At 35.7% G+C, this 24,422-nt stretch carries 19 protein-coding genes; 6 read left to right on the forward strand and 13 right to left on the reverse strand.

The window, feature by feature from the left end; genetic code table 11:
• Positions 1-33 precede the first annotated feature (33 nt).
• A complete protein-coding gene (locus OEV98_RS08430; RefSeq protein ID WP_263072828.1) occupies positions 34-489 on the forward strand; it encodes a cupredoxin domain-containing protein in 456 nt (151 codons plus the stop codon).
• Between the two features lie 490 nt (positions 490-979).
• Here OEV98_RS08430 and OEV98_RS08435 read toward each other — a convergent pair whose 3' ends face one another.
• Positions 980-1,168: a YozQ family protein gene (locus OEV98_RS08435; protein ID WP_263072829.1), complete on the reverse strand. Its 189-nt coding sequence runs from the start codon at positions 1,166-1,168 to the stop codon at positions 980-982.
• A gap of 209 nt (positions 1,169-1,377) precedes the next feature.
• On the opposite strand from OEV98_RS08435, the gene OEV98_RS08440 reads away from it, so the two are divergent.
• Positions 1,378-2,181, forward strand: coding sequence for a glycoside hydrolase domain-containing protein (locus OEV98_RS08440; protein WP_263072830.1), 804 nt, complete (start codon positions 1,378-1,380; stop codon positions 2,179-2,181).
• A gap of 310 nt (positions 2,182-2,491) precedes the next feature.
• Complete coding sequence (locus OEV98_RS08445) at positions 2,492-3,034, forward strand: biotin transporter BioY (RefSeq protein ID WP_263073543.1); 543 nt, start codon at positions 2,492-2,494, stop codon at positions 3,032-3,034.
• A 41-nt stretch (positions 3,035-3,075) separates the two neighbouring features.
• Here the strand turns inward: OEV98_RS08445 and crcB are convergent, their stop codons facing one another.
• The 7 genes from crcB to OEV98_RS08480 form a co-directional block, all read right to left on the reverse strand.
• Positions 3,076-3,429 (reverse strand): fluoride efflux transporter CrcB, encoded by a 354-nt coding sequence (gene crcB / locus OEV98_RS08450; protein WP_263072831.1) that lies wholly within the window; start codon positions 3,427-3,429, stop codon positions 3,076-3,078.
• A gap of 9 nt (positions 3,430-3,438) precedes the next feature.
• Positions 3,439-3,834 carry a fluoride efflux transporter FluC gene (locus tag OEV98_RS08455; RefSeq protein WP_263072832.1) on the reverse strand — a complete coding sequence of 132 codons (396 nt, stop codon included), beginning with the start codon at positions 3,832-3,834 and terminating at the stop codon, positions 3,439-3,441.
• 65 nt (positions 3,835-3,899) lie between these two features.
• The gene (locus OEV98_RS08460) at positions 3,900-5,354 is read right to left on the reverse strand and encodes an NAD(P)H-hydrate dehydratase (RefSeq protein WP_263072833.1); all 1,455 of its coding nucleotides are present in this window, start codon (positions 5,352-5,354) and stop codon (positions 3,900-3,902) included.
• Positions 5,355-5,471: 117 nt separating this feature from the next.
• Positions 5,472-5,675: a DUF6501 family protein gene (locus tag OEV98_RS08465; RefSeq protein ID WP_263072834.1), complete on the reverse strand. Its 204-nt coding sequence runs from the start codon at positions 5,673-5,675 to the stop codon at positions 5,472-5,474.
• Between the two features lie 114 nt (positions 5,676-5,789).
• A complete protein-coding gene (locus OEV98_RS08470; protein WP_263072835.1) occupies positions 5,790-6,089 on the reverse strand; it encodes a metal-sulfur cluster assembly factor in 300 nt (99 codons plus the stop codon).
• Positions 6,090-6,249: 160 nt separating this feature from the next.
• On the reverse strand, positions 6,250-7,482 hold the full coding sequence (odhB, locus tag OEV98_RS08475; RefSeq protein ID WP_263072836.1) for a 2-oxoglutarate dehydrogenase complex dihydrolipoyllysine-residue succinyltransferase: 1,233 nt from the start codon (positions 7,480-7,482) through the stop codon (positions 6,250-6,252).
• 77 nt (positions 7,483-7,559) lie between these two features.
• Entirely contained in the window at positions 7,560-10,394 is a 2,835-nt protein-coding gene (locus OEV98_RS08480; RefSeq protein WP_263072837.1) for a 2-oxoglutarate dehydrogenase E1 component, read from the reverse strand.
• Between the two features lie 669 nt (positions 10,395-11,063).
• Here OEV98_RS08480 and OEV98_RS08485 point away from each other — a divergent pair.
• Both OEV98_RS08485 and OEV98_RS08490 read left to right on the forward strand, forming a co-directional pair.
• Positions 11,064-12,323 (forward strand): MFS transporter, encoded by a 1,260-nt coding sequence (locus OEV98_RS08485; RefSeq protein ID WP_263072838.1) that lies wholly within the window; start codon positions 11,064-11,066, stop codon positions 12,321-12,323.
• A gap of 379 nt (positions 12,324-12,702) precedes the next feature.
• Positions 12,703-13,332, forward strand: coding sequence for a LysE family translocator (locus OEV98_RS08490; protein ID WP_263072839.1), 630 nt, complete (start codon positions 12,703-12,705; stop codon positions 13,330-13,332).
• A 23-nt stretch (positions 13,333-13,355) separates the two neighbouring features.
• Here the strand turns inward: OEV98_RS08490 and OEV98_RS08495 are convergent, their stop codons facing one another.
• From OEV98_RS08495 to ku, 5 genes are all read right to left on the reverse strand, one after another.
• Positions 13,356-14,714, reverse strand: coding sequence for an amino acid permease (locus OEV98_RS08495; protein WP_263072840.1), 1,359 nt, complete (start codon positions 14,712-14,714; stop codon positions 13,356-13,358).
• A 558-nt stretch (positions 14,715-15,272) separates the two neighbouring features.
• Positions 15,273-15,473, reverse strand: a complete 201-nt coding sequence (locus OEV98_RS08500) for a cold-shock protein (protein ID WP_263072841.1) — start codon at positions 15,471-15,473, stop codon at positions 15,273-15,275.
• A gap of 181 nt (positions 15,474-15,654) precedes the next feature.
• Positions 15,655-15,855, reverse strand: a complete 201-nt coding sequence (gene cspD / locus OEV98_RS08505; RefSeq protein ID WP_263072842.1) for a cold-shock protein CspD — start codon at positions 15,853-15,855, stop codon at positions 15,655-15,657.
• 316 nt (positions 15,856-16,171) lie between these two features.
• Entirely contained in the window at positions 16,172-20,836 is a 4,665-nt protein-coding gene (locus tag OEV98_RS08510; RefSeq protein ID WP_317633798.1) for a S8 family serine peptidase, read from the reverse strand.
• A 504-nt stretch (positions 20,837-21,340) separates the two neighbouring features.
• Positions 21,341-22,183 (reverse strand): non-homologous end joining protein Ku, encoded by an 843-nt coding sequence (ku, locus tag OEV98_RS08515; RefSeq protein ID WP_263072843.1) that lies wholly within the window; start codon positions 22,181-22,183, stop codon positions 21,341-21,343.
• Between the two features lie 107 nt (positions 22,184-22,290).
• On the opposite strand from ku, the gene OEV98_RS08520 reads away from it, so the two are divergent.
• Positions 22,291-24,126 (forward strand): DNA ligase D, encoded by a 1,836-nt coding sequence (locus OEV98_RS08520; protein WP_263072844.1) that lies wholly within the window; start codon positions 22,291-22,293, stop codon positions 24,124-24,126.
• Positions 24,127-24,422: the final 296 nt, after the last annotated feature.

Below are 24,422 nucleotides of genomic sequence, written 5' to 3' on the forward strand. Positions count from 1 at the left end.
ATTTTATAGTATTAAGGATTTGGAGGTGAAGACGTGAATTTTTTTGTTGTAACGAGAAAATCAATTGTAAAGGTGATAGCTGTTGTATTGTTTTTATTGGCAGCATTTATATGGTATTCCTTCCAAGCAAAGGTTACTCCCGCATTTAATGTAACAAATGCCCAAGAAGTCCGTGAGATTCATTTAGTCACTGGGGAATTTACTACCTCAACTGAAGACGGAGAAGAAATTGAAGCCTACCGCTTTGATCCAGGAACAATTAATGTAAAGACCGGAGAACAAGTTCGTTTGAAAATTTTTGGTGTGAATGGTGAAGAACATCCCTTTTCCATTGAAGGAACCAATATTCAAGGTACAATAATGAAAGGAAAAGAAACAGTCGTTCCGCTTCAATTTGACAAGCCTGGTACTTATCGATTAATTTGCCATTCCCATCAGGATTACGAGCATCATGGACCAATGATTGCCTATATTGTAGTTAGTGAATGAAATTAAAGGCTAAAGATACGTTACCCTATTTTTAGGGCTATTTTCTTTGCTTGCAAACAAATAATCTTCATTTAAAAAAGAGGTACCAGTATAACAGAACAGTACCTCTTTCTTTATGGCTGTTTTCGTATAGATTGTTGCTTTTTCTAAAAAGACTACAGACTAAATAAATACACTCCATACACCATTCTGGCTAGCGGCGAGAGGCAAGCGGAGGCTTACTTTCGACAAGTAAACTTCACCAACCATCGGTACGATAAGTCAACATCGACTCGCAAGCTCGTCATGTTTCCTTTATCGTGATTAGTAATTGCATTACAGTTGTACGTCCTACGATTGACACTTAACGATTTTCGAGGGTTTTCGTGTATTCAGTTGCTTGAAGCGTTTCATTTAAAAAACCTATTTCATGAAATAACAACAATCCTGGGAATACAGCCTTCTTTTAAAACAGTCCTAATATATACTACAATACCATGTCTTTTAAAAATTAAAGATCTTTCAACGGCACACTTTTCCCATTTTCTTTTTCAATTACTCCATCAATAGTGCCTTCCATATAATTATCAGACACTTGTTCATGGGTTAAGCTTAATCCTTGTGATAATTCATCATCATTTTGTTTCATATCATGCGCATAATGCTTCCCTGCTAGCTTTTTTGAATTGTCATAACGCATCTTTATCACCTCTTTTTTTGTTGTAGTCATAGTCTTTCATAAAATGGGAAAAGTTATGAAGGAATAGATTGAGAATGAAGGGGAATTTTTCCAATCTAAAACTGCATTCTTCTATTTTTCATAGCAAGAATTGGAAACTTGGAGATAGGCATTTTCCTTAATACCTTTTCATGCATTCGTGAATATGATGCATGGAAGGGAGTGAGATAATGTCCAATTTACGTTTGAGATTAATCATTCAATGGGTTGCGCTTTTCCTTCTATTTCTAATACCAATTTTTTCTATTATGGTGATTTTTCACTCTATGAATAATACTGGAAATAATGGTGGAGATGAAAAGGAGGATAAACCTAAGGAAGACAAACCGGAAATTATTTGGGGAGTAGACTCTGCAAGTTATACAAATAATGATTTATTCGTTTGTGTGAAGGATAATTTCGGCTCTCCAGAAGTGTGGGGACGTTATTTAGGAACGAAGGATAATGTTTCCACTGGGTTAGACAAGGATGAAATAAAATTATTACATGATGAAAATATAAAAATATTACTCATTTATAATCATTTTACCGATGCTACTGGCTATGATAATGGAGTAAAACAAGCTAAAGAAGCTATTAAACTTGCAGAAGAACTAGGTGTGCCAGAAGGAAAAGCAATTTTCGCAGATATAGAACCAGATTATCCAGTGAATAAAGCATTTATTATAGGCTGGATGGAGGAAATTAATAATTCTTCCTATAAACCGGGAATTTATGGGGTATTTACAGAAGATCGAGATTTATATCATGAGTATGCAGATGCAGCTGCCGAAAATGATCAAATCAATAAGTCTGTTATCATTTGGACTGCATATCCGCATGAAGGTATCACATCGAAAGAAAAAGCACCAAAATTTGCTGGAGTTGCTCCAGAAGGTTCTAAATTATATGGCTGGCAATATGGGATTGATGCCGAAAAATGTACAATCGATACAAATTTATTTAAAGGGGAAATTTTAGACTTCTTATGGTAAAGTAGACCGATTATTTGTTACGAAGAATAGACCTTCCTGCCGATGGCACCTGTTGTAAGACCTTGTTTCTATTTTCCAATAAATAGCAAAAGGACTTAATTTTCTTTAAAGGGGATTAAGTCTTTTTTCATTGTAGAAAAGCGGTTTGTAATCAATATTTTCTATCAATCTGCTTTTCTGAAAAATCTATTTCTATTATTGACATTTCTTTTTTAAGCTTAGTATAATCATTATATGTTAACCTATTTTATTTTAAGTTTACATAAAAGGAGTGATTTTTTTGAAATCCGTAAAGAACCACCGTTTACACATGATGCTAAATGTTGCTCTATTTGCTAGTATGATTAGTATTCTTGCTCAGATTACAATTCCATTACCATTAATCCCAATTACCGGTCAAACACTCGCGATTGGACTTGCTGTAACAATCCTTGGATCCACATATGGTTCCTATGCCGTTATATTATATTGTCTAATGGGTGCAATCGGGTTACCTGTTTTTACAAACTTTCATTCTGGGCTAACAGCACTTACAGGACCTACTGGTGGATTTATTATCGGATTCATACCCTGTGCGATTATTACCGGAATAATTCTAGAAAAAACTGCCTTTCGGATTACAAATGCTTTCATCGCTAATATCATCGGGATGATTATTACATTAATTTTTGGCACAATCTGGTTGAAATATTTTGCAAACCTTTCATGGACTAGCGCACTTTCTTCTGGCTTTTATCCATTTATTATTGTTGGTTTATTAAAAGCATATCTTGCGGCTGTCATTGGAATTACTGTCAGAAATCGATTAATCCGAGCAAAATTACTACCTTTTCCAGCGAAGCGCGCATCATAAACATTATAAACAGGATGTCTCATCAAAGGCATCCTGTTTTTTTATCCGTCACTGATTGAATATCCTATGAACGCAAAAAATAAACCAATTACAACCGATAGAAGTATATAGAAAAATCCTTTTCCTAGCAGCTTCCCTTCATTAATAGTAAGCACTTCTACCATAAACGTTGAAAAAGTAGTAAACGCCCCCATAAAACCAGTACCAAATAGCAAATAATTATTCGTCCCGCCAGCAATTCCAAATAACAATCCTAATAAAAAGGATCCTACAATATTCACGAACAATGTACCAAAGGGAAGCATTCCTTGCGATTTTCGATTAAAATATGTACTCAAATAATATCTACTAATTGCCCCTAGAAACCCACCAACAGCAACATAGAAATAACTCATAAAAAATACTCATTTCCTTTCTAAAGATCGGTTAGCTTGAAACAGCCGTTTTCCTGTTTTCCTTCCAAGGTAAGCAAAACCAATCCCGAAAATAAAACTCAACAAAATATAAATAGTAGCAATGAACAGATGGTTATTTTCTATTAATTGAACGGTTTCCAGACTAAATGTCGAAAAGGTTGTAAACGAACCAATGATTCCAGTCGTTATACCAGCATAGTATTTTGTTTTCTGGAATTTCATAGAAAATGAATTTGCAAATAGTGCTAATAGAAAGGATCCTACAACATTAACACTAAACGTTGCCATTGGGTAACCTCCATATGTCCATTGACCCGCCAAAACACTGACACCGTATCGAATCAAGCTTCCAATGACACCACCTAAACCGATAAAAATCCACATTTACTTTTTCTCCCTACGATCTATTTGTTCTAAACCTTACATCCGTATACACGGATAAATACAAATTATGAAATGTTATGTGTTAATGTATATATTAATTCACCTAAAATATTCGAAAGCTCACTTGCCACGATTGTATTTTCATTCCTCGTTTTTACTAGTTCATCTGCACATAATCCATGTAAGTACACGGCATTAGCTACCGCTATTTTGGGATTTTCCCCCATACATAAAAGCGCTAAAATCATGCCTGCTAAAGTGTCTCCACTTCCTCCTTTTGCCAACGCTGGATTACCCGTAATATTGATAACCCCACTGCCATCCGGGAAGGCGATTACTGTATTTGCTCCTTTTAATACAACGATTACTTGATGTTCCTGTGCATAATCACTTGCTAGCTTCAATCGGTTTTTTTGAATTTCTGCTGTCGTTAACCCTGTTATTCTACTAAATTCACCTGGATGTGGTGTGATTATAGTTGGTGCATTCCGTTTTGGATATTCCCGCTTTTGTAGTGCTCCTGCATCTAAAATGACTGGAATATTTGTTTCCCATATTTTTTTTATTGCTTCTTCCACAAGAAGCGTATCGGTTAATCCTGGTCCTATTGCAATTCCCTTTACGCCAACTGGCCAGTCTCCATTAGGTAGTTTATTTAAACCATTAAACCAATAAGTTGCCTCTGGTAGTCTAGAAGCAATGATACTAGCCACAAAAGGTGTCGTTCCAATGATAAGCTTGCCAATTCCAATTTTCATTGATGCAAGTCCTGCCAATAATGCACTCCCAGGCATTTCATCGCTGCCTGCTAACAATAAGCCAGTGCCAAAGGTTCCTTTATGGGCATCTTTATTTCTAGTCTTCCATGTATTTGTAAAATCAGCTTCACTCCAGATTTTCCATTGCGAAGGATGAGGTAGCCCAATATCCAACACTTTCGATTTCCCGTAAAATGCGGAAGCAGGTAACAAAAAGGCTGATGGCTTATAACCATGTAACGAAAAAGTATAATCTGCTTGAAAGGCGGTTTCTACTTCACCAAAATTTGCAACAACACCTGTCGGTAAATCAATCGCTATCCGAAGGGACGGTTGATTATTACACCAACTCACTATCTTCATCATTGTATCGTTCAATGGGAGTTTTGTACCAACCCCTAACAGTCCATCGATAATCACATCGTACGTTTGTTTTTTCGGAATTTCTTCCAAATAAGGAAATCCTAGACTTTGATAATATCGAAAATGTTCTTTTGCTACTTCAGACTTCGGCAATCCCATCGGAAATACAAGTTCTGTCTGATAACCATTTTGAAGCAAATACCTTGCAAGCACAATAGCATCTCCACCATTATTGCCTTTACCTGCAAGAATTAATATTGACTGACGTATGCTCACAAGCCTCGTGAGCTCGAAATACAGACTCCGACCAGATGTTTCCATTAATGCATTTGTAGATAAACCATTAGATGCTGCGATTTTATCTAACTGATGAATCTCCTCTTCTTGATATACGTACATATTCATCCACCCCTAATAGTGGTAGTCTTTTCTTTTATTAAAGAATAATGTAGAAAGTGAGGTTTTTAACGCATAAAAAAATTCCTACAGAATGTTAGGAATTTTCAATAGTTTATTTTATACTTCTGCAAAGTATTCTTTATAATACCCACCAATTTGTCCAGTGTTATCCATAACAAAATAAAATTCTTCTGTTTCATTTTTCACATCATAAATTTCGCCTTCTGTTAACACGCGATTCACCATATATTTTTTTGCATTTGTATGTACACATTTAACTCGCTTAATTGTTTCACGTTTCGTCCAGTTATTATGAATCATTACATTCAACTCCTTTTTCTCCTATTATTATAAAAATGATTGGCCGAGAAATCAATAGTTCTCCCCAATTGTTTGTGGAATGGTGTAAAACATGTCGCTCTTTCACCATTTGATTTAACCAATAAGGAGCTCCTTCCATTGATTATTCATCATTCTAACATTCCATGTAGGGCTCCAAACAACCTTTATCGTTACTGCCTTTATATCTTCAATCGTTAATACCGCAAATTGAACTCCTTTACAAATTGTATCTTGTAAAGGGTGATTTTGAGTGGTAAAAGTCATTGTTACGATTACATGTTTATCCGCTTGAATATGGACATCATACACAAGTCCCATATCGACAATATTGAGGCCAAATTCTGGATCAATTACAAATTTTAATTCCTCATATACTCTATCGACTACATCCATTTTTCCTACCTCCCATTTATACGTGTCCATTATAATTTAAATAACGCTAATGGGAGTCAACAGTTTTAACAAATTTGTGTCAGTAGATAGGAATGGGTTGTATTTAAAAGGACAAATAAAAAACATGAAGCAACAATGGCTTCATGTTTTTTTGCATTCATTATCCTTCTAATAATAATTGCTCTGGATCTTCTAGCAGCTTTTTAACGGTTACTAAAAATCCAACTGCCTCTTTTCCATCCACAATTCGATGGTCATAGGAAAGTGCAATATACATCATTGGACGATTTTCAATTGTATCCTTATCTACTGCCACAGGTCGAGTTTGAATCGTATGCATTCCTAAAATACCAACTTGTGGTCCATTTAAGATAGGGGTGGACATTAGGGAACCGAATACCCCACCATTTGTAATCGTAAAGGTTCCACCTTGGAGATCATTTAAGCTCAATTTATTATCTCTTGCTTTTAATGCAAGATTTAAAATTTCGCCTTCAATTTCCGCAAAGTTTTTCCGATCTGCGTCACGAACAACTGGGACAACTAGACCTTCATCGGTTGAAACTGCTACACCAATATCATAATATTTTTTCACTAATAATTCATCGCCATCAATTTCTGCATTTAATAATGGATATTTCTTCAGTGCCGCAACTACTGCTTTTGTAAAGAAGGACATAAAGCCGAGACGAACTTCATGCGCTTCATAAAAAGCATCCTTCCGACGTTTCCGTAAATCCATTACCGCTGACATATCAATTTCATTAAATGTTGTAAGCATTGCGGTATTTTGTTTTACTTCTAATAATCGTTTAGCAATTGTTTGACGACGACGAGACATTTTCACTACCTCTACAGGTTTTCCAGGTGTGACTGGAGCTTGTGTCGCTTGTTTTGGTGATTCTGTTTTTTGTGGTGTCGCTGGTGTGTTTGCATACCCAGCAACATCTTGTTTTCTTACCCTTCCAAGTGGATCACCTGTTGGAACAGTTGATAAATCGATTCCCTTTTCTCTTGCTAATTTTCTTGCTGCTGGTGAAGCGATAGGTGCTTTACCATTCGATGTTTCTTCAGCTACTAGTACGGCTGGAGCAGTTTCTTTTACTGCTTCTGTCTCGGATGAATCGATTGCTTTTGCAGGTGCCGAGGAAGTTGCCTCTCCTTCTCCAACAATCGCAATTGTTTCACCAACTTGAACTGTATCGCCTTCTGCAAATAGTAGCTCTTTTATAACTCCAGCTTCTTCAGAAATTAAATCAACATTCACTTTATCTGTTTCTAATTCTGCAATTGTTTCCCCTTTTTCTATAACATCACCTGGTTTTTTCAACCATTCGGAAATCGTACCCTCCGTTATCGATTCTGCCAATTCAGGTACCTTTACTTCTGCCACTTGTGATATCCCCTTTCACATTTGCCTAGATATTTATTTGTATATTTATTAAGTTCCTATAGGAACTAGTAAACCTCTTATGAACGTTTTAAAGCCTCATTGATTATACGTGATTGCTCCCATTTATGAACGATCGGATCTCCTTCAGCAGTACTCGATCGTCTTCTTCTTCCAATATAGAATACTTCTACATTTGTTGGTGCTAAAGCATTTACCCTTGGTTCAACAAATGTCCAAGCACCCATGTTTTTCGGTTCCTCTTGTACCCAAACGATTTCCTTCAAGTTTCCATATTTTTCAATAAATGCTGCTACTTCCTTCATCGGAAAAGGATATAATTCTTCTATTCGTAAAATATGGAACCAATCTCTGTCCTCTACTTTTTCAATTGCTTCTGCCAAATCAATTGCAATTTTTCCAGAGCAAAGAATCAATCGCTCGACTTTGTCCGCTTTACTTCCTGTTCCTGGTTGTTCTAATACTGGTTGAAATTCTCCATCTGTTAAATCCTCATAGCTTGAGGCAACTAACGGATGACGGAGCAAGCTTTTTGGTGACATAATTACTAATGGTCTTACTTCTTCTTTTTCTAATATAAGTGCTTGACGACGTAAAATATGAAAATACTGCGATGATTTTGTCATATTAGCGACAGTCCAGTTATTTTCTGCAGCAATTGTTAAAAATCGTTCTAGTCTTGCACTTGAATGTTCTGGTCCTTGGCCTTCATAACCATGTGGAAGTAACATGACGAGTCCAGATTTTTGTCCCCACTTTGCTCTGCCAGAAGAAATAAATTGATCCATAATGACCTGGGCGGAGTTTGCAAAGTCACCGAATTGGGCTTCCCATAAAACGAGTGTTTCTGGTGCAATGACATTGTAGCCATATTCAAATCCTAACACACTAATTTCTGATAATGGGCTATTATGTACTGCAAAGGAAGCTTTTCCATTCGATAAATTATGGAGAGGTGAAAAAGTTTCTCCTGTCTGATGGTCATGTAATACAATATGGCGATGGGCAAACGTTCCTCTTTCCGAATCCTGACCCGTTAAGCGAATCGGAATGCCATCTTCAACGATTGTAGCAAACGCTAATGTTTCTGCATGTGCCCAATCAATTTTCCCTTCGGTAAATGCTTTACTTCGTCGTTTTAAAATTTTCTCCAATTTGTTAAACACTTGAAAATTCTCTGGCCACATCAATAATTCCTCATTCAAACGTGTTAATTGATCTGATGCAACCTTTGTAACAACTGGAGGTATGCCTTTTTCTACCTGCTCAGGAGGATTCATTACATAATCAAGATCCTTGCCTTTCGGTACTTTTTCATAGGCTGCTTTTAATTTATTTTCTATTTGTTTTTCTACCTCTGTTAAATAATCGGGTGCAATAACGCCAGATTGTTGTAATTGGTTTGCATATAGATTTAATACGGTAGGATGTTCATGAATGAAGTGGTACATTACCGGATTCGTTGCGAGCGGTTCGTCCATTTCATTGTGACCATAGCGTCGGTACCCAATTAAATCAATGAGAAAATCTTTATTATATGTTTGTCGATATAAGACAGCTAATTGTGCTGCAGCTAAGACAGCTTCCGGATCATCCGCATTAACATGTATAATCGGGATTTCAAATCCTTTAGCCAAATCGCTTGCATATTTCGTCGAGCGGGAATCTTCACTTTCTGTAGTAAATCCAATCATGTTGTTTGCAATGATATGGATAGTACCTCCCGTTTGATAGCCTTTAATTCGGCTTAAATTTAATGTTTCTGCTACGACTCCTTGTCCCGGGAATGCTGCATCTCCATGGATAAGAATTCCTAGTGCTTGATCCGTATTTTGTAGAGGATGTCCATTATTTTTTCTGTTTTCTTGTGCTGCACGGGTATAACCAGCGACAACTGGGTTAACATATTCTAAATGACTTGGATTATTAGCAAGCGTTATTACTGCTTGAATAGAATCTTGCTCTTTTATTTTCCGATCCAATCCTAAATGATATTTCACATCACCAGTCCATCCATACGTAATACCGATGGAACCTTCGGATGGTATGAAATCTTTATTTGGTGCATGTTGAAATTCTGCAAAAATCATCTCATATGGTTTTCCTAATACATGTGCTAATACATTGAGTCGACCTCTATGAGCCATTCCAATATTAACTGATTTCACGCCTTTTTTTACGGAGCAAGAAATGATTTCATCTAATAATGGAACAAGTGTATCTACTCCTTCAATCGAAAATCGCTTTTGTCCAACGAAAACCCGGTGAAGAAATTGCTCAAATACTTCTACCTCTGCAAGTCTTTTTAAAATTGCTTGCTTCTTCTCGTTTGATAAGTTTTCTTTATATTTACCTGTTTCAATCATTACCGTTAACCATTGCTTCTCCTCATTATCTTGGACATGATCAAATTCAAATGCAAGATTATTGGAATAGATTGTTTGCAAATATTTCAACGCTTCCAATCCATTGGTGATATGTGCCGGTAGATTGGTACTAAAGATGGATGCAGGAAATTCTTTTAATTCTTCATAAGTAAGGCCAAATTTTTGCGGATTATTATACAACTCACCATTATTTCTTTGTTGCAATGGATTTAAATTAGCGTCTAAGTGTCCAAATGTCCGAATACTATCTGCTAATTTACTTGCGGCTAAATATTTTTCCAATTGCTCCATTTGAATGGATGGTGTTGCTTGCTGCAATGTTTTACCTTCTGATTTTAAGCCACCATCTAATAATGGCGGTCCCCATTGTTCAAACAGTTCCTTGATTTCAGGATCAATCGAATTGGGATCTTTTTGATAGTTTTCATATAATTCTGCAATGTAACCTAAATTTGGTCCGTGAAAATTTTCCCATGGAACAACAAGGTCCCCTTTTATCCTGTTCATGTACAGTTACCCTCCAAAACTTGAATAATCTACCATGTTTTCGTTACCCCTAACGTAAACACGTTTCATTAAAATAGTTTACATTATAAACTATACCAATATAGGATTAACCGTTTACATTTCCATTTTACCATTGAATATTGGGAAGTCAAAGGAAATAATAAAATATTATAATAATTCCCCAAATTTGTCCCTTTAACTATCGGCTATTGATTAAATACTAAAATACAAATTACAATTTTATCTTACTCTAGCTACGTATTGACAATATCATTACACGAAGAAGAAGAATTAGGTCATACTTATTCATTCCCCTTCATTTCTTCATCATTTTTCCAGAATATTCAAGATAGACATCGCAAATATTTATACCGTATAAATAGATTCTCTAAACCGTTCGAACATTCTCCATCGCTCTCTTAAAGTTATGTCATTATACCGTTGACTCCACAATTTATGATTCTTCCGGTTTATTACCTACCTAATTAGCTACAAGTAACTGTCATTTTCCTAAAATAATTTAAAATATCCAAAGTGAAAATTATTCCTTTTCAATAGGATAGTTTTTTCCAATTATGCTTTCAATTTTTTTGGTTACATTATTAATATTAATGCATTTTGAATGGAGTATGATAATGTCGAAATTAAATTATCTTAATGGTGATAAGAATGAAGAGTAGTGACAACATTCATAAAGCAAATGATCAAAAATGGGCAATAGTATCCATTGCTTCAATTCCGTTAGTGATGACATTAGGTAATTCAATGCTGATTCCAGTTTTACCAACAATGGAGAAAGAATTACATATCTCCTCGCTCCAATCTAGTTTAATCATTACGGTTTATTCGGTTGTAGCGATATTTTTCATTCCGATTGCCGGATATTTATCCGATAAATGGGGAAGAAAAATGATAATTATTCCTAGCCTTATTTTAGCAGGTATTGGAGGAATCATTGCTGCATTTGCATCATGGAAAATGCAAAGTGGCTACTGGTTAATATTGATAGGAAGAACATTGCAAGGAGTTGGTGCTGCCGGAGCGTTTCCCATCGTCTTACCATTAGTCGGAGATATGTTTCGAACCGATAAAGAAATCAGTTCTTCCCTTGGAATTATCGAAACAGCAAATACACTCGGAAAGGTATTAAGTCCCATTCTAGGCGCATTACTTGCAAATATCATTTGGTATCTGCCATTCGTTTCCATTCCTGTATTTTGTTTAATTTCTATATTAATGATGATGTTTTTAGTCAAAAGTCCCAAAAATAAGGAAGTCCCTACATTTCAAGAGTTTGTTCATGATTTGAAACGAACATATAAGCTAAATAGTCGTTGGTTGAATTCCTTATTTTTTATTGGTGGCATGCTAATGTTTATTTTATTTGGTATTTTGTTTTATTTATCTAGCCTGTTAGAAGATGGATATGGTATTGGACATATCACAAAAGGCTTTATTTTAGCAATTCCATTAGGTGCTCTTTGTTTAGCCTCTTTTATTTCCGGGAAAAAAATTAAGGAAGATAAGATATTAATGAAAAAAGTAGCCTTTATTGGGTTACTGATTTTATGTATCAGTGTTTTTTCTTTAAGTTTTTTCAGCAATTTATGGATATCAATTTTGCTATTTGTCATCGTTGGCATTGGTATTGGGGTTGGTCTACCTTGTTTAGATGCATTAATTACGGAAGGCATTCAAAAAGAAGAACGCGGAACAATTTCCTCTTTATATAGTTCCATGCGATTTATTGGTGTTGCACTTGGCCCGCCAATATTAGCAATTATGATGAAATCGATGGAGAATTATATTTTTTATTTCTTAGCTGGTCTTAGTGTTTTAACTGCCATTATTTGCTATTTTGGCATTAGACCAGAAAAGGAAGAAAAAGAACGCTCAAAGTCTAGTACGTTTGAAAAAATCAAAATATAATAGAAAAAGTCCACCTTAAATACATTACACATGGATAAAAAAAACCGTGAGATGCGATTAGTTTTCCGCTGACTCATGGTTTTTTCCATTTCAGATTAAAAAAGAAAAAAGCTGACTATATTAGTCAGCCAAAAAAATGTTGTAAATCACAAAGGGTTGGGTAAACCATTTGAATGTCTAAAATCAGTATAACGCACTTAATTATCCATATACAATGGTAATAATTTCTGTAAAATTTCTTTACCTTTGTCGTCCTCTTCTACAGGAATAATACTATCTATTTCAAAAGAAATGAACAAGATATTATTTTAGTATTAAACTCCATAATATTTGAATAGAATGTACAAGCATAAGCAAATGAGATGGAGGTTTATTTGAATTGAACATTTTTCTTAGCTATATTTTATTAGGTTTATCATTAGCAGCACCAATCGGTCCGATTAATGCTGCCCAATTAGATCATGGATTAAAAAATGGATTTCTCCACTCCTGGTTTGTTGGCTTAGGTGCAATGATTGCAGATGCTATTTTCATGTTGCTTATATTCTTTGGTGTTGTCCATTTTTTAGAAATACCATTTATGCAAACCTTTCTATGGCTTTTCGGTGCCTTTGTCTTAATTTATACGGGAGTAGAAAGTATTGTAAACATTTCTAAAATAAACCCGAAATCACAACGGAGCAATGAACCTGCGATTAAATCCTTTTTTACCGGTTTTTTTATGTCCTTACTTAATCCATTATCAATTTTATTTTGGTTAGGTATTTACGGATCGATATTAACGACAACGATACATAAATATGGTAGAGAAGATGTAATGCTTTTTAGCTTAGCAATTTTTATCGGTATATTTATTTGGGACATCTCAATGGCCACGATATCAAGTATATTTCGCAAATATTTATCGATAACTTTTTTAAAGATTTTATCGATAATTTCCGGATTATTCCTTATTGGATTTGGCGTATTTTTTGGACTGGAAGGTGTACAAGCATTAGTTAATAAATAGAAATAAATTGACCAATTGCTTGCTTATTTTTCCTTTTCGCCATTAATAATTTGATAAATGCCCGTTGGTTTACTTCCACCTTTCTTCCATTTACGATTCATTAAGATTGTGATTCCACCGATTATCACTAGAAAGAAAAGGCTAATAAAAAATCCCGGTCTACTGGAGCCATGAAATATCGAGCCAGTTACAGCTAATAAAATTAATATAGTCCCAAGGTAACGTTTTACATGATCAAACATCGATACTTTAAGTAGCTTTTTCGATGAAAATAAAATAAATAACCAATTATAGAGAAGCATTAATCCTGCAGCAGTTGTAATGTATTCATAAACTTGATCTGGCAATAGTAGCCCTAATACAATTGAGATAATTAGTCCCGAGGTTGTCATCGCAAGCGCAGGTAAAGGTACCGCTAATTTTCCTCCTTTACCTAAACGCGCTGGTGCATCTCCATCCTTCGCTAAGTTTACAAGCATCGTCGTTACTGCAAATAGTGAGGCAGTCATTGTCGAAAATCCTGCAATAATTAATATCCCGTTAAATACATGTGGGACGAACGCTAGATGAAAGTTATGTAGGGCTACTACAAATGGGCTTTCTTCCATATTAAATGTTCGTAATGGAACTAAAATAATTGCCAATCCAACCGATAGTATATAGATAATGGTTAATAGCATTAGCATAAATTTTCCCGATTTCGGTGTGTCCTTTGGATCCTTTAATCGCGTAGCATAAATACCCATAATTTCTATTCCACCATATGCATAAAAAGAAAAAAGCAATGCTGCCCACATTCCCTTCCATCCATACGGAATAAAACTAGCAAGAGTGGTAGGTTTTTGAAAGTCTGTATCTCCTTTTAAAACACCAAATAATGCTAATAACGCTAATATGATAAACATAATAATGGCGGACAATTTTGCAAAAGCAAAAACATTTCCAATTCGTTCAAACCATTTTATACCTACTAATACAATACCTATCGCTAACACAGTATAGACGGAAGCAAAAATCCAGATTGGGATGTTTTCAAACCAAAAACGAGTAAATATCGAAATCCCTGTCATTTGACTTCCCATAATAAGCATTTCAGAGCTCCAGTAAACCCATCCACTACTAAAACCTGCCCAATGTCCATATGCCTTTTTGGAATAATAGCTAAATGAACCTTCTTGTGGATCAAGTGCAGTCATTCTTCCTAATACGTCATATACAATATAGGTTCCAACTGCCGCTAAGAAAAAAGTAATCACAACTGCTGGTCCTGCTGACCGAATTGCAATAGTCGAGCCTAGAAAAAAACCAGTACCAATAATAAAACCAATACCTAAAATCGATAACTGCCACCACTTTAGTTTTTTTCCTTTATTTTTGCCCATTTCATTTCCTCCTGGAAACAATATCGTATTATTTACAGCATAGTCCAACTAATATCTTTATCATGATACTCATTCACTTAGTGTACTTTATTTAACGATTATTTATGTACGACATGTGATAAATAACTTGTCCCTTCTTCGCATCTGCATAGTTTTCCTAAATCTTAGTTTCCTTAAGGTGAAATATGTGTACTGTGTTATGGATAAGAACAATATTCATTTTCTTAAACCTTGTTTTCGTATAGATTATTGCTTTTTGCAAAAGAACTTGCGCCACTCCATCCACTACTATCAACATCGGCTCGTATGCTGTTCTCGTAGTGTTTCCATATCACGATACCGAGTACTACATTTCGTGCGTTGCAAACTGACAGTTCCGCATTTCGTGGAATCTCCGTATAATACGTCTGATCAGCGTTTAATTAAAAATATCTTTACTTGAATTAACAATATTTCTTTAGAAAACAGCCATTACAAAAAAACTTAATCATAAGACAAAATAAAAAGAAGAGTCCATTGATTTCGGACTCTTCTTGTGCAATGTAAGGAATTTTCCTATTACATTTTTTGAACGTTGACAGCTTGAGGACCTCTTTGTCCTTCTTCTATATCAAAGCTCACTTCTTGGCCTTCTTCTAGTGTTTTAAATCCATCACCTTGGATAGCAGAATAATGTACAAATACATCATTTCCACCTTCTTGTTCGATGAAGCCAAAACCTTTTTCTGCATTAAACCACTTAACTTTTCCTGTTGCCATGTAAATCCTCCTAATAAAATAAATAAAATGTGGATAAAAATATCCCTACAATTATAGTATAGTGAAAAAAATTTTTTCTAAACATGTTTTTTACTAAATTGTGTAAACTTCTATGCATTCTATTGAAAAATCATACAAAAAAAGAGCAATTTACCTATTGGTAAATTTGCTCTTTGGATTATTATAGTTTAGTTACGTTAGAAGCTTGTGGTCCACGGTTACCTTCAACGATTTCGAAAGAAACAGATTGACCTTCTTCTAAAGTTTTGAATCCTTCACCTTGAATAGCGGAGTAATGTACGAATACATCATTTCCACCTTCAACTTCAATGAAACCGAAACCTTTTTCAGTATTAAACCATTTTACTTTACCTGTGTTCATTGTAAATCCTCCTAAATTAACAAAAAATTTATTACATGTCTTCTTATATAATTAAAAAAGGTCGCAGTATCCATTTCGTAGGACGGTATTAAGCGTCCAACACTGGATTGAAGCTGCGACCTATTTCCTTAAAAATTATATAGAACTATGTAATACCATCTTTATCATAAATGAAATACCGTATCCTGTCAATGAATAATACTAATCTTTTTATTTATTTAAATCGTTTCTTCTATTTATATAATTACATTTAATATTGAAGCAAAATGAAGAAGGAGAGCAGATTTCTCTACTCTCCTTAAAAAGTCAACACTTATTATTCAGCGACTTTTTTGAATCTTCTAACAAGAACAAATGTTACGGATGCGATTGCAATTAACAAGAATCCAATAGCTAACATATTACCATTATTTGTTGCAGTATCAGGTAATTCGTTATCTCCAGAATTGTTATTACCATCGTCATTTCCACCGCTATTATCGTTGTCTACTCCATCATCATTTCCAGGATCTGTTCCGTCTCCAGGATCGTTTCCATCTCCAGGATCATTTCCATCTCCAGGATCATTTCCATCTCCAGGATCATTTCCATCTCCAGGATCATTTCCATCTCCAGGATCATTTCCATCTCCAGGATCATTTCCATCTCCAGGATCTGTTCCATCTCCAGGATCGTTTCCATCTCCAGGATCGTTTCCATCTCCAGGATCTTCTTCATCACTTAAGTTAATGAATAGTTTTCCATCCGCTAATGTTCTGGACTCATTTCCATAAGCATCAACTACGCGAATTTCAACTCTCGCTCCATCTGCTTTTACGTTATCAGCAACCGTGTAATATCCAACATACTCACCAGGAGTTACTTCCTCCATGGAAAGTTCTGTTACACTAGCAGCACCATTTTCTTCTGCAAGTGGTAAATGGATAACAAACGATGCTTCTAAACCAGGGTCACTTGTAAAGGAAACTTCTAAAGTATCCCCTGCTTCTAATTCTACATCCTCGGCAGGCTCAACATTTTCAAGGACAGGAGCAGAATAATCTACTTCCACTGTAACCTCTTGAACTGTTTCATTTCCAGCCAAATCAGTTGCAACGACAGTAATTAAGTTTTCGCCTTCCTCTAATACGATTCGAGCATCATACATATCGTCTGTAACAGTAGCTTCTACACCATTTACAGTAACTTTATCAAGATTTGCATCTTCGATATGTCCTAATACTGTTACTGCTTCTGCATTTAATTTATCACCATTTACTGGTGTATCAATTGTTAATGCAGGAGCAACACTATCATAAACAACCGTTACTTCATTAGAAGGAGGTGTTGTTCCACGCTCTGCAGTAACTAATGCAGATAATACGTTTTCACCTTCAGATAATGTTACATCACTAGCAAATGTACCATCCTCAGTAGATTGAACTTCTGCTACATCTTCTCCATTGTTAGAAATAACAACTTGTTGAGAAGGTGCCACTGTTCCTTCAACTGAAACTGTTTCTTCACTAGTATATAAACCATCAACAGGTGCAGTGATAACAGGTGCATCCACGCTATATTCTACTTGTGCACGAATCATAAAGTTACCAGGGAAATCACCTTCAGAAGATGGTGACCATGTACCTCCAATGAAATCCCAACTTCTTCCAGCGTCACTAGTTTCATCTAGTGCTAATCCTGGAGTATTAGGATTTGGTTGTGATTGAATGTAAACCATATAGAAGTCTCCATCTACCACAATTCCTTTATCACTTAAATCAACATGTGTCCAGTTACCATCACGTAATGCAGTTGCATCGTATGGACCTGCAATCCTTTGACCTGGTGATCCATCAGGGCCACTAGCATCATATACAGCTACTTGGAATTCCGTTCCACCAGGAACTGGCCATTCTGTATCCCAGAATCGGAATAATCCACCGGTTACGAGAGCACTTTCTGAACCTTCAGCTAAGGACATTTTAACTCCCCAACCATTTCCAGCATCATTCCAAGCTACTGCATTTTCTGGAACGCCATCATCATATCCGATTTCACCAGGATATCCGATAAATGGATTTAAGGCAAAGTCTTGATCTAGCTCTGCTCCACCATCAAGTGTAATGGCTACTTCCACACCATTATACATTGGTGCGACTACTTTTAATGTGTAATCACCAGCATATGCAGTTAAGCTATAATTACCATCTGCATCCGATAATACTGGTGCTACATTTGAGTCTTCAACAACATAAACTGTTGCGCCTTCAATTGGCTCGCCAGTTTGTGCATTTGATACTGTACCAGAAACAGTACCACTAGGTAGTGCTTCTAAATTAAAGTTAGCAACTGTTTCTTCACTATCTGCTACAGTTACTGATGCTTCAGAGGAATGATATCCGTAAGCTTCTGCAAGTAGATTATACTCTCCAGCTTGTGCAAGAATAGAATAACTACCATTCGCAGGATTTGTATTAACGGAAATTCCTGTTTCTTGAACAGTTACAGTAGCATTTAATGGAAGAGACATTGGAACAACATCTGTTTTCACAGCTTTCGTCTCTGCAGCTTTTGCAAATGCTTTTTTCGCTTCTGCAAGATTAATCTTTTCCTGACCTTCTTTTTTCGCTACTTCTTCTTGTTTTACATCTTTACCAACTGTTACTGATTCGGTAAGTGGTGTTGCAGAGATACCTACGTCGTCAATATACCAACCATCACGGGCTACACTTCCATCTGTAGAAATATCAAATGAAATGACAACCGTTTGGCCAGCATATGCACTTAAATCAAATTCTGCATCAACCCAACCACCAGTGGTTCCAGTATATTCCGCAAGTTCTGCCCAAGTTTGACCACCGTCAGCAGTTATAAAGATACCACCGAAGTCCCAGTTATTTTCAAGATTATACCATTGTTTCAATTGTAAATATGCATTTCCATCTGCAGGAATTGCAATAGGTGGTGTTTCTAGAGATTCATATGTGCTGTTAGCGTATTGTCCATCTAAGTTTGTAGCAACGACTTTTTCACCTGAGAACGCTGCGCCTGGTCCAGTCGTCGGCACACCCCATTCCCAACCTTCTCCAATCGCTACATTCCACCCGGCAAAATCAGTTTCAAAATCTTGGAAGTAACCTACAGAAGCTGGAGGATTAACCGTTAATGTAAACTCTTCACTAACCGCTTCATTTCCACCAAAATCCGTTGCATGTACTGTATAAACTAGATCTCCTTCTACAACATCTTCAGCAGGAATTGTCGCTTCGAATACTCCAGACTTGTAATCGCCATCTACTTGTGTTGCTTCCAATGTACCTGTAGTACCATCGGCATTTTCATACTCTACAGATACACCTGTAACACTAACATTATCAGAAACTGTCGCTTGCACTGTTACTGGAAGTCCAGCATACGTAGATTCAAATCCTTCATGTTCAATTGTTGGCGCTTCAGTATCCTCACCATCTGCAGTAACTTGACCTACTACTGTACCTAGACCTTCCGATACAGAAGCAACTGCTGCAAATACATTGATAATACCAGAACCAAATGCATTATTTGGTGACTGTGGATAGTCTGCATTTGTTCTTGGTGTAGCAGTACTCATTAATATTTCTTCTACTTGATCAACTGTCAAGCTACTATTTGCTTGCTTTAACAATGCAACTGCTCCTGCTACGTGTGGAGCTGCCATTGAAGTACCACTGTTACCAGCATAACCATTTCCTGGTACAGAAGAACGAATTCCGCTACCAGGTGCTGATACATCTGGTTTAATCTCACCGTAAGGAGATGGACCTAATAATGAGAAGCTTGTTAAATTATCATTTATATCTGTTGCTCCTACAGCGAATGATTCCTCATAATTTGCTGGTGCTGCAACAGTTCCGGGATCTTGTGGTGTAAATAAATCTGTATTACCAGCTGCAAATACTGGCACAATTCCAGCTTCTCTCCAGTTGGTTACTACAGGTAGATACCATTCATCTAATCCTGGTCCACCACCCCAAGAGTTATTTACTACATCTGGACCTTGTTCAAGAACCCATTGGCCAGCTAGAGTTAATCCACTATCGGAACCATATCCTTCCGCATCTAATGCCTTTGCGGAGATAAATTTCGCACCTGGTGCGACACCAATTTGGTTAGCTCCATTAGATTCACTACCAACCATTGTACCGATTGTATGTGTACCATGTCCTTGGTCATCATATGCTGCTGTTTGACCATTGATAGCATCAAAGAAGCTATTTTCGTGGTTAACTTCTCCAGTTGCTGGGTTATAGCCTAAATATTTATCACGTAATGCTGGATGATCCCATTGTGCACCTGTATCGATAGAAGCGACTACTGTACCCGTTCCATCTACACCCATTGCCCAAGTTTCTGGTGCTCCAACTCGATCAATATTCCATTCAACACTTTGTACCTTGTTATCACTTGTTGAAACGTCATCTAAATCTGTTTCAATCAATTTTCTTGTTTCATTTGGTAATACTTTATCTACTTCAGGGAATGAAGCAATTTTTTCCATTACTTCTTTCGTAGCAGTAACTTCCATACCGTTAATAATGTAGAAGGATGTTATGCTATCTACTTCCCCTTCCTTCTGTTGCTTCTCTAAGTAACTAGCTACTGAAGCTTGTGTAGTAGTAGCCGTTGCTTTTAATTCCGTAATGATAGCAGATCTTTTAGCAAACTCTGCTTTACTTGGCGTAAGTTTTTGTGCTTTCGCCTTTTTATCAGCTTCTGCAGCAACCTTTGCAGAATCCACTTGTTCTTTAAATTTTACTAAGAAAGATACTTTATCATCTTTCTTAAATTGATCGACAACCTTACTATTAATCTTACTTTCTACTGATTGTGTTCCTGTATCTTTTACAGAAACAGCGTTTCCTTTTGTCGCTGCATATGTACTACCTAGTGGCGATAAATACATGGAAACCAATAATAGTGCAGCAGACAACATAGATATGATGCGTCTCGTTTTCCTTTTCAAAGCTTCCCCTCCCAATGTAACTTTTGAAATAAAATTGTTAACCTATATCCTCCTTTCGTACCATTTCTATGTATATCGTGTTGCTACTAAGAAATATACCTTAAAATTTTCACAATTTGTGTCAAAATTTGTCGTAATTATTTATATATTTTAAAAATAGTATAATAGTCTGTATGTTCTATCTATTGAACAAAATTAATAGTTCCAAAGCACTGATTTATTTATTTTTCACTAGTAAAAATTTGCCGAATAATATGACATTTTATTTCCGTTTTAATATTTCTTTTGAAAAGCATAGGACTATTATCCTATCCCCACTTGCCTTTGTAATAAAAATGTAATATTTTTTTGCATGGTAGTTCTTTTTGTTCACTCACTTTATTCTTCTAAATAAACAAAGAAATTTTTCGTTAAATAAACGAAAATATTGTTTTTATTTGTATAAAATTGGGGATATTTAAAACATACAAAAAACGACTGAATAAACAGTCGTTTCTTTCCCTACTATGCATTTTTCTTTACACGAGTCACCGTTTTTCGTTTAGCAGTTGGTTTTTGTTTTGCTTTTCCCTCTGGTTTTGTTCGATCAATTGATGCTTGTAATGCAGCCATTAAATCCATAACATTGGATGGCGTTTCTTTCGAGTCTGGTGTTACCATTTTTTCTCCCGTCCGTTTAGATTCAATTAAATTCATTACCGTCTCTCGATATTCATCCTTATATTTCTCTGGATTAAATTCGCTTGTTAGTTGATCGATTAATAATATAGCAGTATCTAGCTCTTTTTTTGATATTTGGCTTTCCGATGGAACATTCGGTACATCAGCTGCATTTCTAACTTCATCAGGATAATGGATTGTCTCCATTACTAGCGTATTATCGTATACTCTAATAACAGCTAATTGCTCTTTTGATCGAATCATTATTTTTGCAATACCAACCTTACCTGATTCCACTAACGCTTTTCGTAACAGTGAATAAGCCTTTGAACCACCTTCATTTGGCGATAAATAATATCCTCGATTAAAATATATTGGATCTATATCGCTAATTTTAACGAAGTCAATAATTTCAACTGCTTTATCATCCTGTTCATGCTCCAAGCTTTTTAAATCTTCCTCCTCTAGTACGACATATTTACCCTTCGTATATTCATATGCCTTTACAATGTCTTCATTAGTAATTTCTATCTCACAATTTGGACATACTTTTTCATATTTAATTGGTGTATGACATTTTTTGTGGAGGCTGCGGAATTTGATATCCTTGTCCTCTGTTGCTGCATGAAGCTTTACCGGAATGTTCACTAAGCCAAAGCTTATACTCCCTTTCCACATTGTATGCATAGCATCATCCCTTTCTTATAATTATCATTCCATAATCATATGGATACTCATACATCATAAGTTTTGGCAAACACTAACGTTAAACTAACGAATTAAAGGGGATAACGATGAAACCAATGCTTCCAAGTTTAACTTTTGATATACCTTTAGGTGAAGAATGGGTGTATGAAACAAAATATGACGGTTTTCGTGCAATGTTGGAAATCGGTGATTCCATTAAAATGATTAGCCGAAATGGGAAAAATTTACTTTCACAATTTCCCGAAGCAAACCATTTTTTTCTTCAATGGAAGGACGTGCTGCAAGAACATTTGCCAATAATTCTTGACGGAGAATTAGCCGTACTAGTAAATCCATACAAAAGTGCATTTTCCCTTATTCAAACACGCGGTCGTTTAAGAGCAGCTAAAAATATAGAACAATCGATGAATAATAATCGTTGTACATTTCTAGCATTTGATTTACTAATGTATCAAGGGAAACAAATAACAGGAAAAACCTTTATGGAAAGAAAAATGTTACTCCAATCTATCTGTAAACAGTTACAATTTCCGCTACATCCCAATAGCCAAGATAAAACTTTTATTCAATTTATCCCATATCATGCTAATTTCCAAACTTTATGGAAAATGGTGAAGCAATACGATGGTGAAGGAATCATTGCTAAGCATAAAAACAGCAAGTGGGAGGATGGAAAACGGACAAGCCTATGGTTAAAATATAAAAATTGGAAAAAAGTACAATGTGTGATTACCGCATATGAGAAAAATAATGGATTTTTTCATGTTGCCGTCTTTCATTCGGATGAGCTAGTACCTATAGGCTTATTCAAAAATGGGATGACGAAGGAAGAAATGTCAGCACTTTTACAAGTCATTCGTGCAAATGCTATAAAAGAAAATGATCAATTTATTTATGTTTCCCCTACTATTTGTCTGGAATTGAATTATTTAGAGCTATATGAAAATGCTTTACGTGAACCTTATTTTTCCAAGTTTCTTTTTTCTACCCATCCGAGCGAATGCACGTTAGATAAAATGAAAGGTAATGATAAAAATCTCCCAATCGAAATAACACATCCGGATAAACCTTTATGGAAAAAAAATCCAATTACAAAAATAGACTATATCCATTATTTAAAGGATATTTATCCGTATATACAGCCATTTTTGTCGAATCGCAATTTAACTGTAATACGTTATCCACATGGAACTTTTGGAGAGGCATTTTTTCAAAAGAACTGTCCAGACTATGCTCCAGATTTTGTTGAAACAAATTTTGAGGATGGGATTAATTATATTGTTTGTAATAATATCGAAACCTATCTTTGGTTAGGTAATCAACTAGCAATTGAATTTCATTTACCGTATCGCACGGTAGGAAAAAGCCATCCGAAGGAAATTGTCATTGATCTTGATCCTCCTACGAAAAACGATTTTCCGTTAGCAGTTGAAGCAGCACTTTTTATAAAAGAAGATATTATTGATAAATTAGGCTTAGAAGGATTTATTAAAGTTTCTGGAAATAGAGGGTTGCAAATTTATTTTCCACTTGCAGAGGATAAACCAATTTCCTGGGACGAAGCTCGTCTCTTTACAGAATTTATTGCAAATTATATTATTGCGAAAAACGACAAACATTTTACTATTGAACGGTTAAAAAAAAATCGAGGTAATAAACTGTATATTGATTATGTTCAGCACGCTGAGGGGAAAACGATTATTAGCCCATTTTCTTTACGGGGGAATGAAAATGCAGGTGTTGCAGCCCCTATTTTTTGGGAAGAATTAGCCGATGACAAGCTTACACCAGATGGATTTTCCATGCAATCCGTTCTCAATCGTATAAAAGAAAAGGGGAATCCATTTGAAAAATTTTTCCAAGCAGCCAATTCTGAACAACTACAAGAAGTATTACAATTTTTGAAAAAAAATCATAGCTAACTTTTTTCAAAGGGAAAGAAAGCTTTAAAATTACGCCAAAACCGTTTAATAACTCGTGTCCATTGAATTCTGCGTTAGAAATTGTGCGAAAATCCGGTTGATAGATGCTATCAATCGGTTTCTGAGCTGAATATTGTGCCGAAATCCGCTTGACCGCTCGTTTCCAACGGATTCGGCTCTAGGTATTGTGCGGAAATACGGTTGATAGATCGATTCCATCGGATTCTTCGTTAGATCTTGTGCCGAAATACGGTTGATAGATGGTTTCCATCGGATTCTGGTCTAGATATTGTGCG

Origin of the sequence: Perspicuibacillus lycopersici (assembly GCF_025660475.1) — a bacterium.
Lineage (GTDB): Bacteria > Bacillota > Bacilli > Bacillales > Caldibacillaceae > Perspicuibacillus > Perspicuibacillus lycopersici.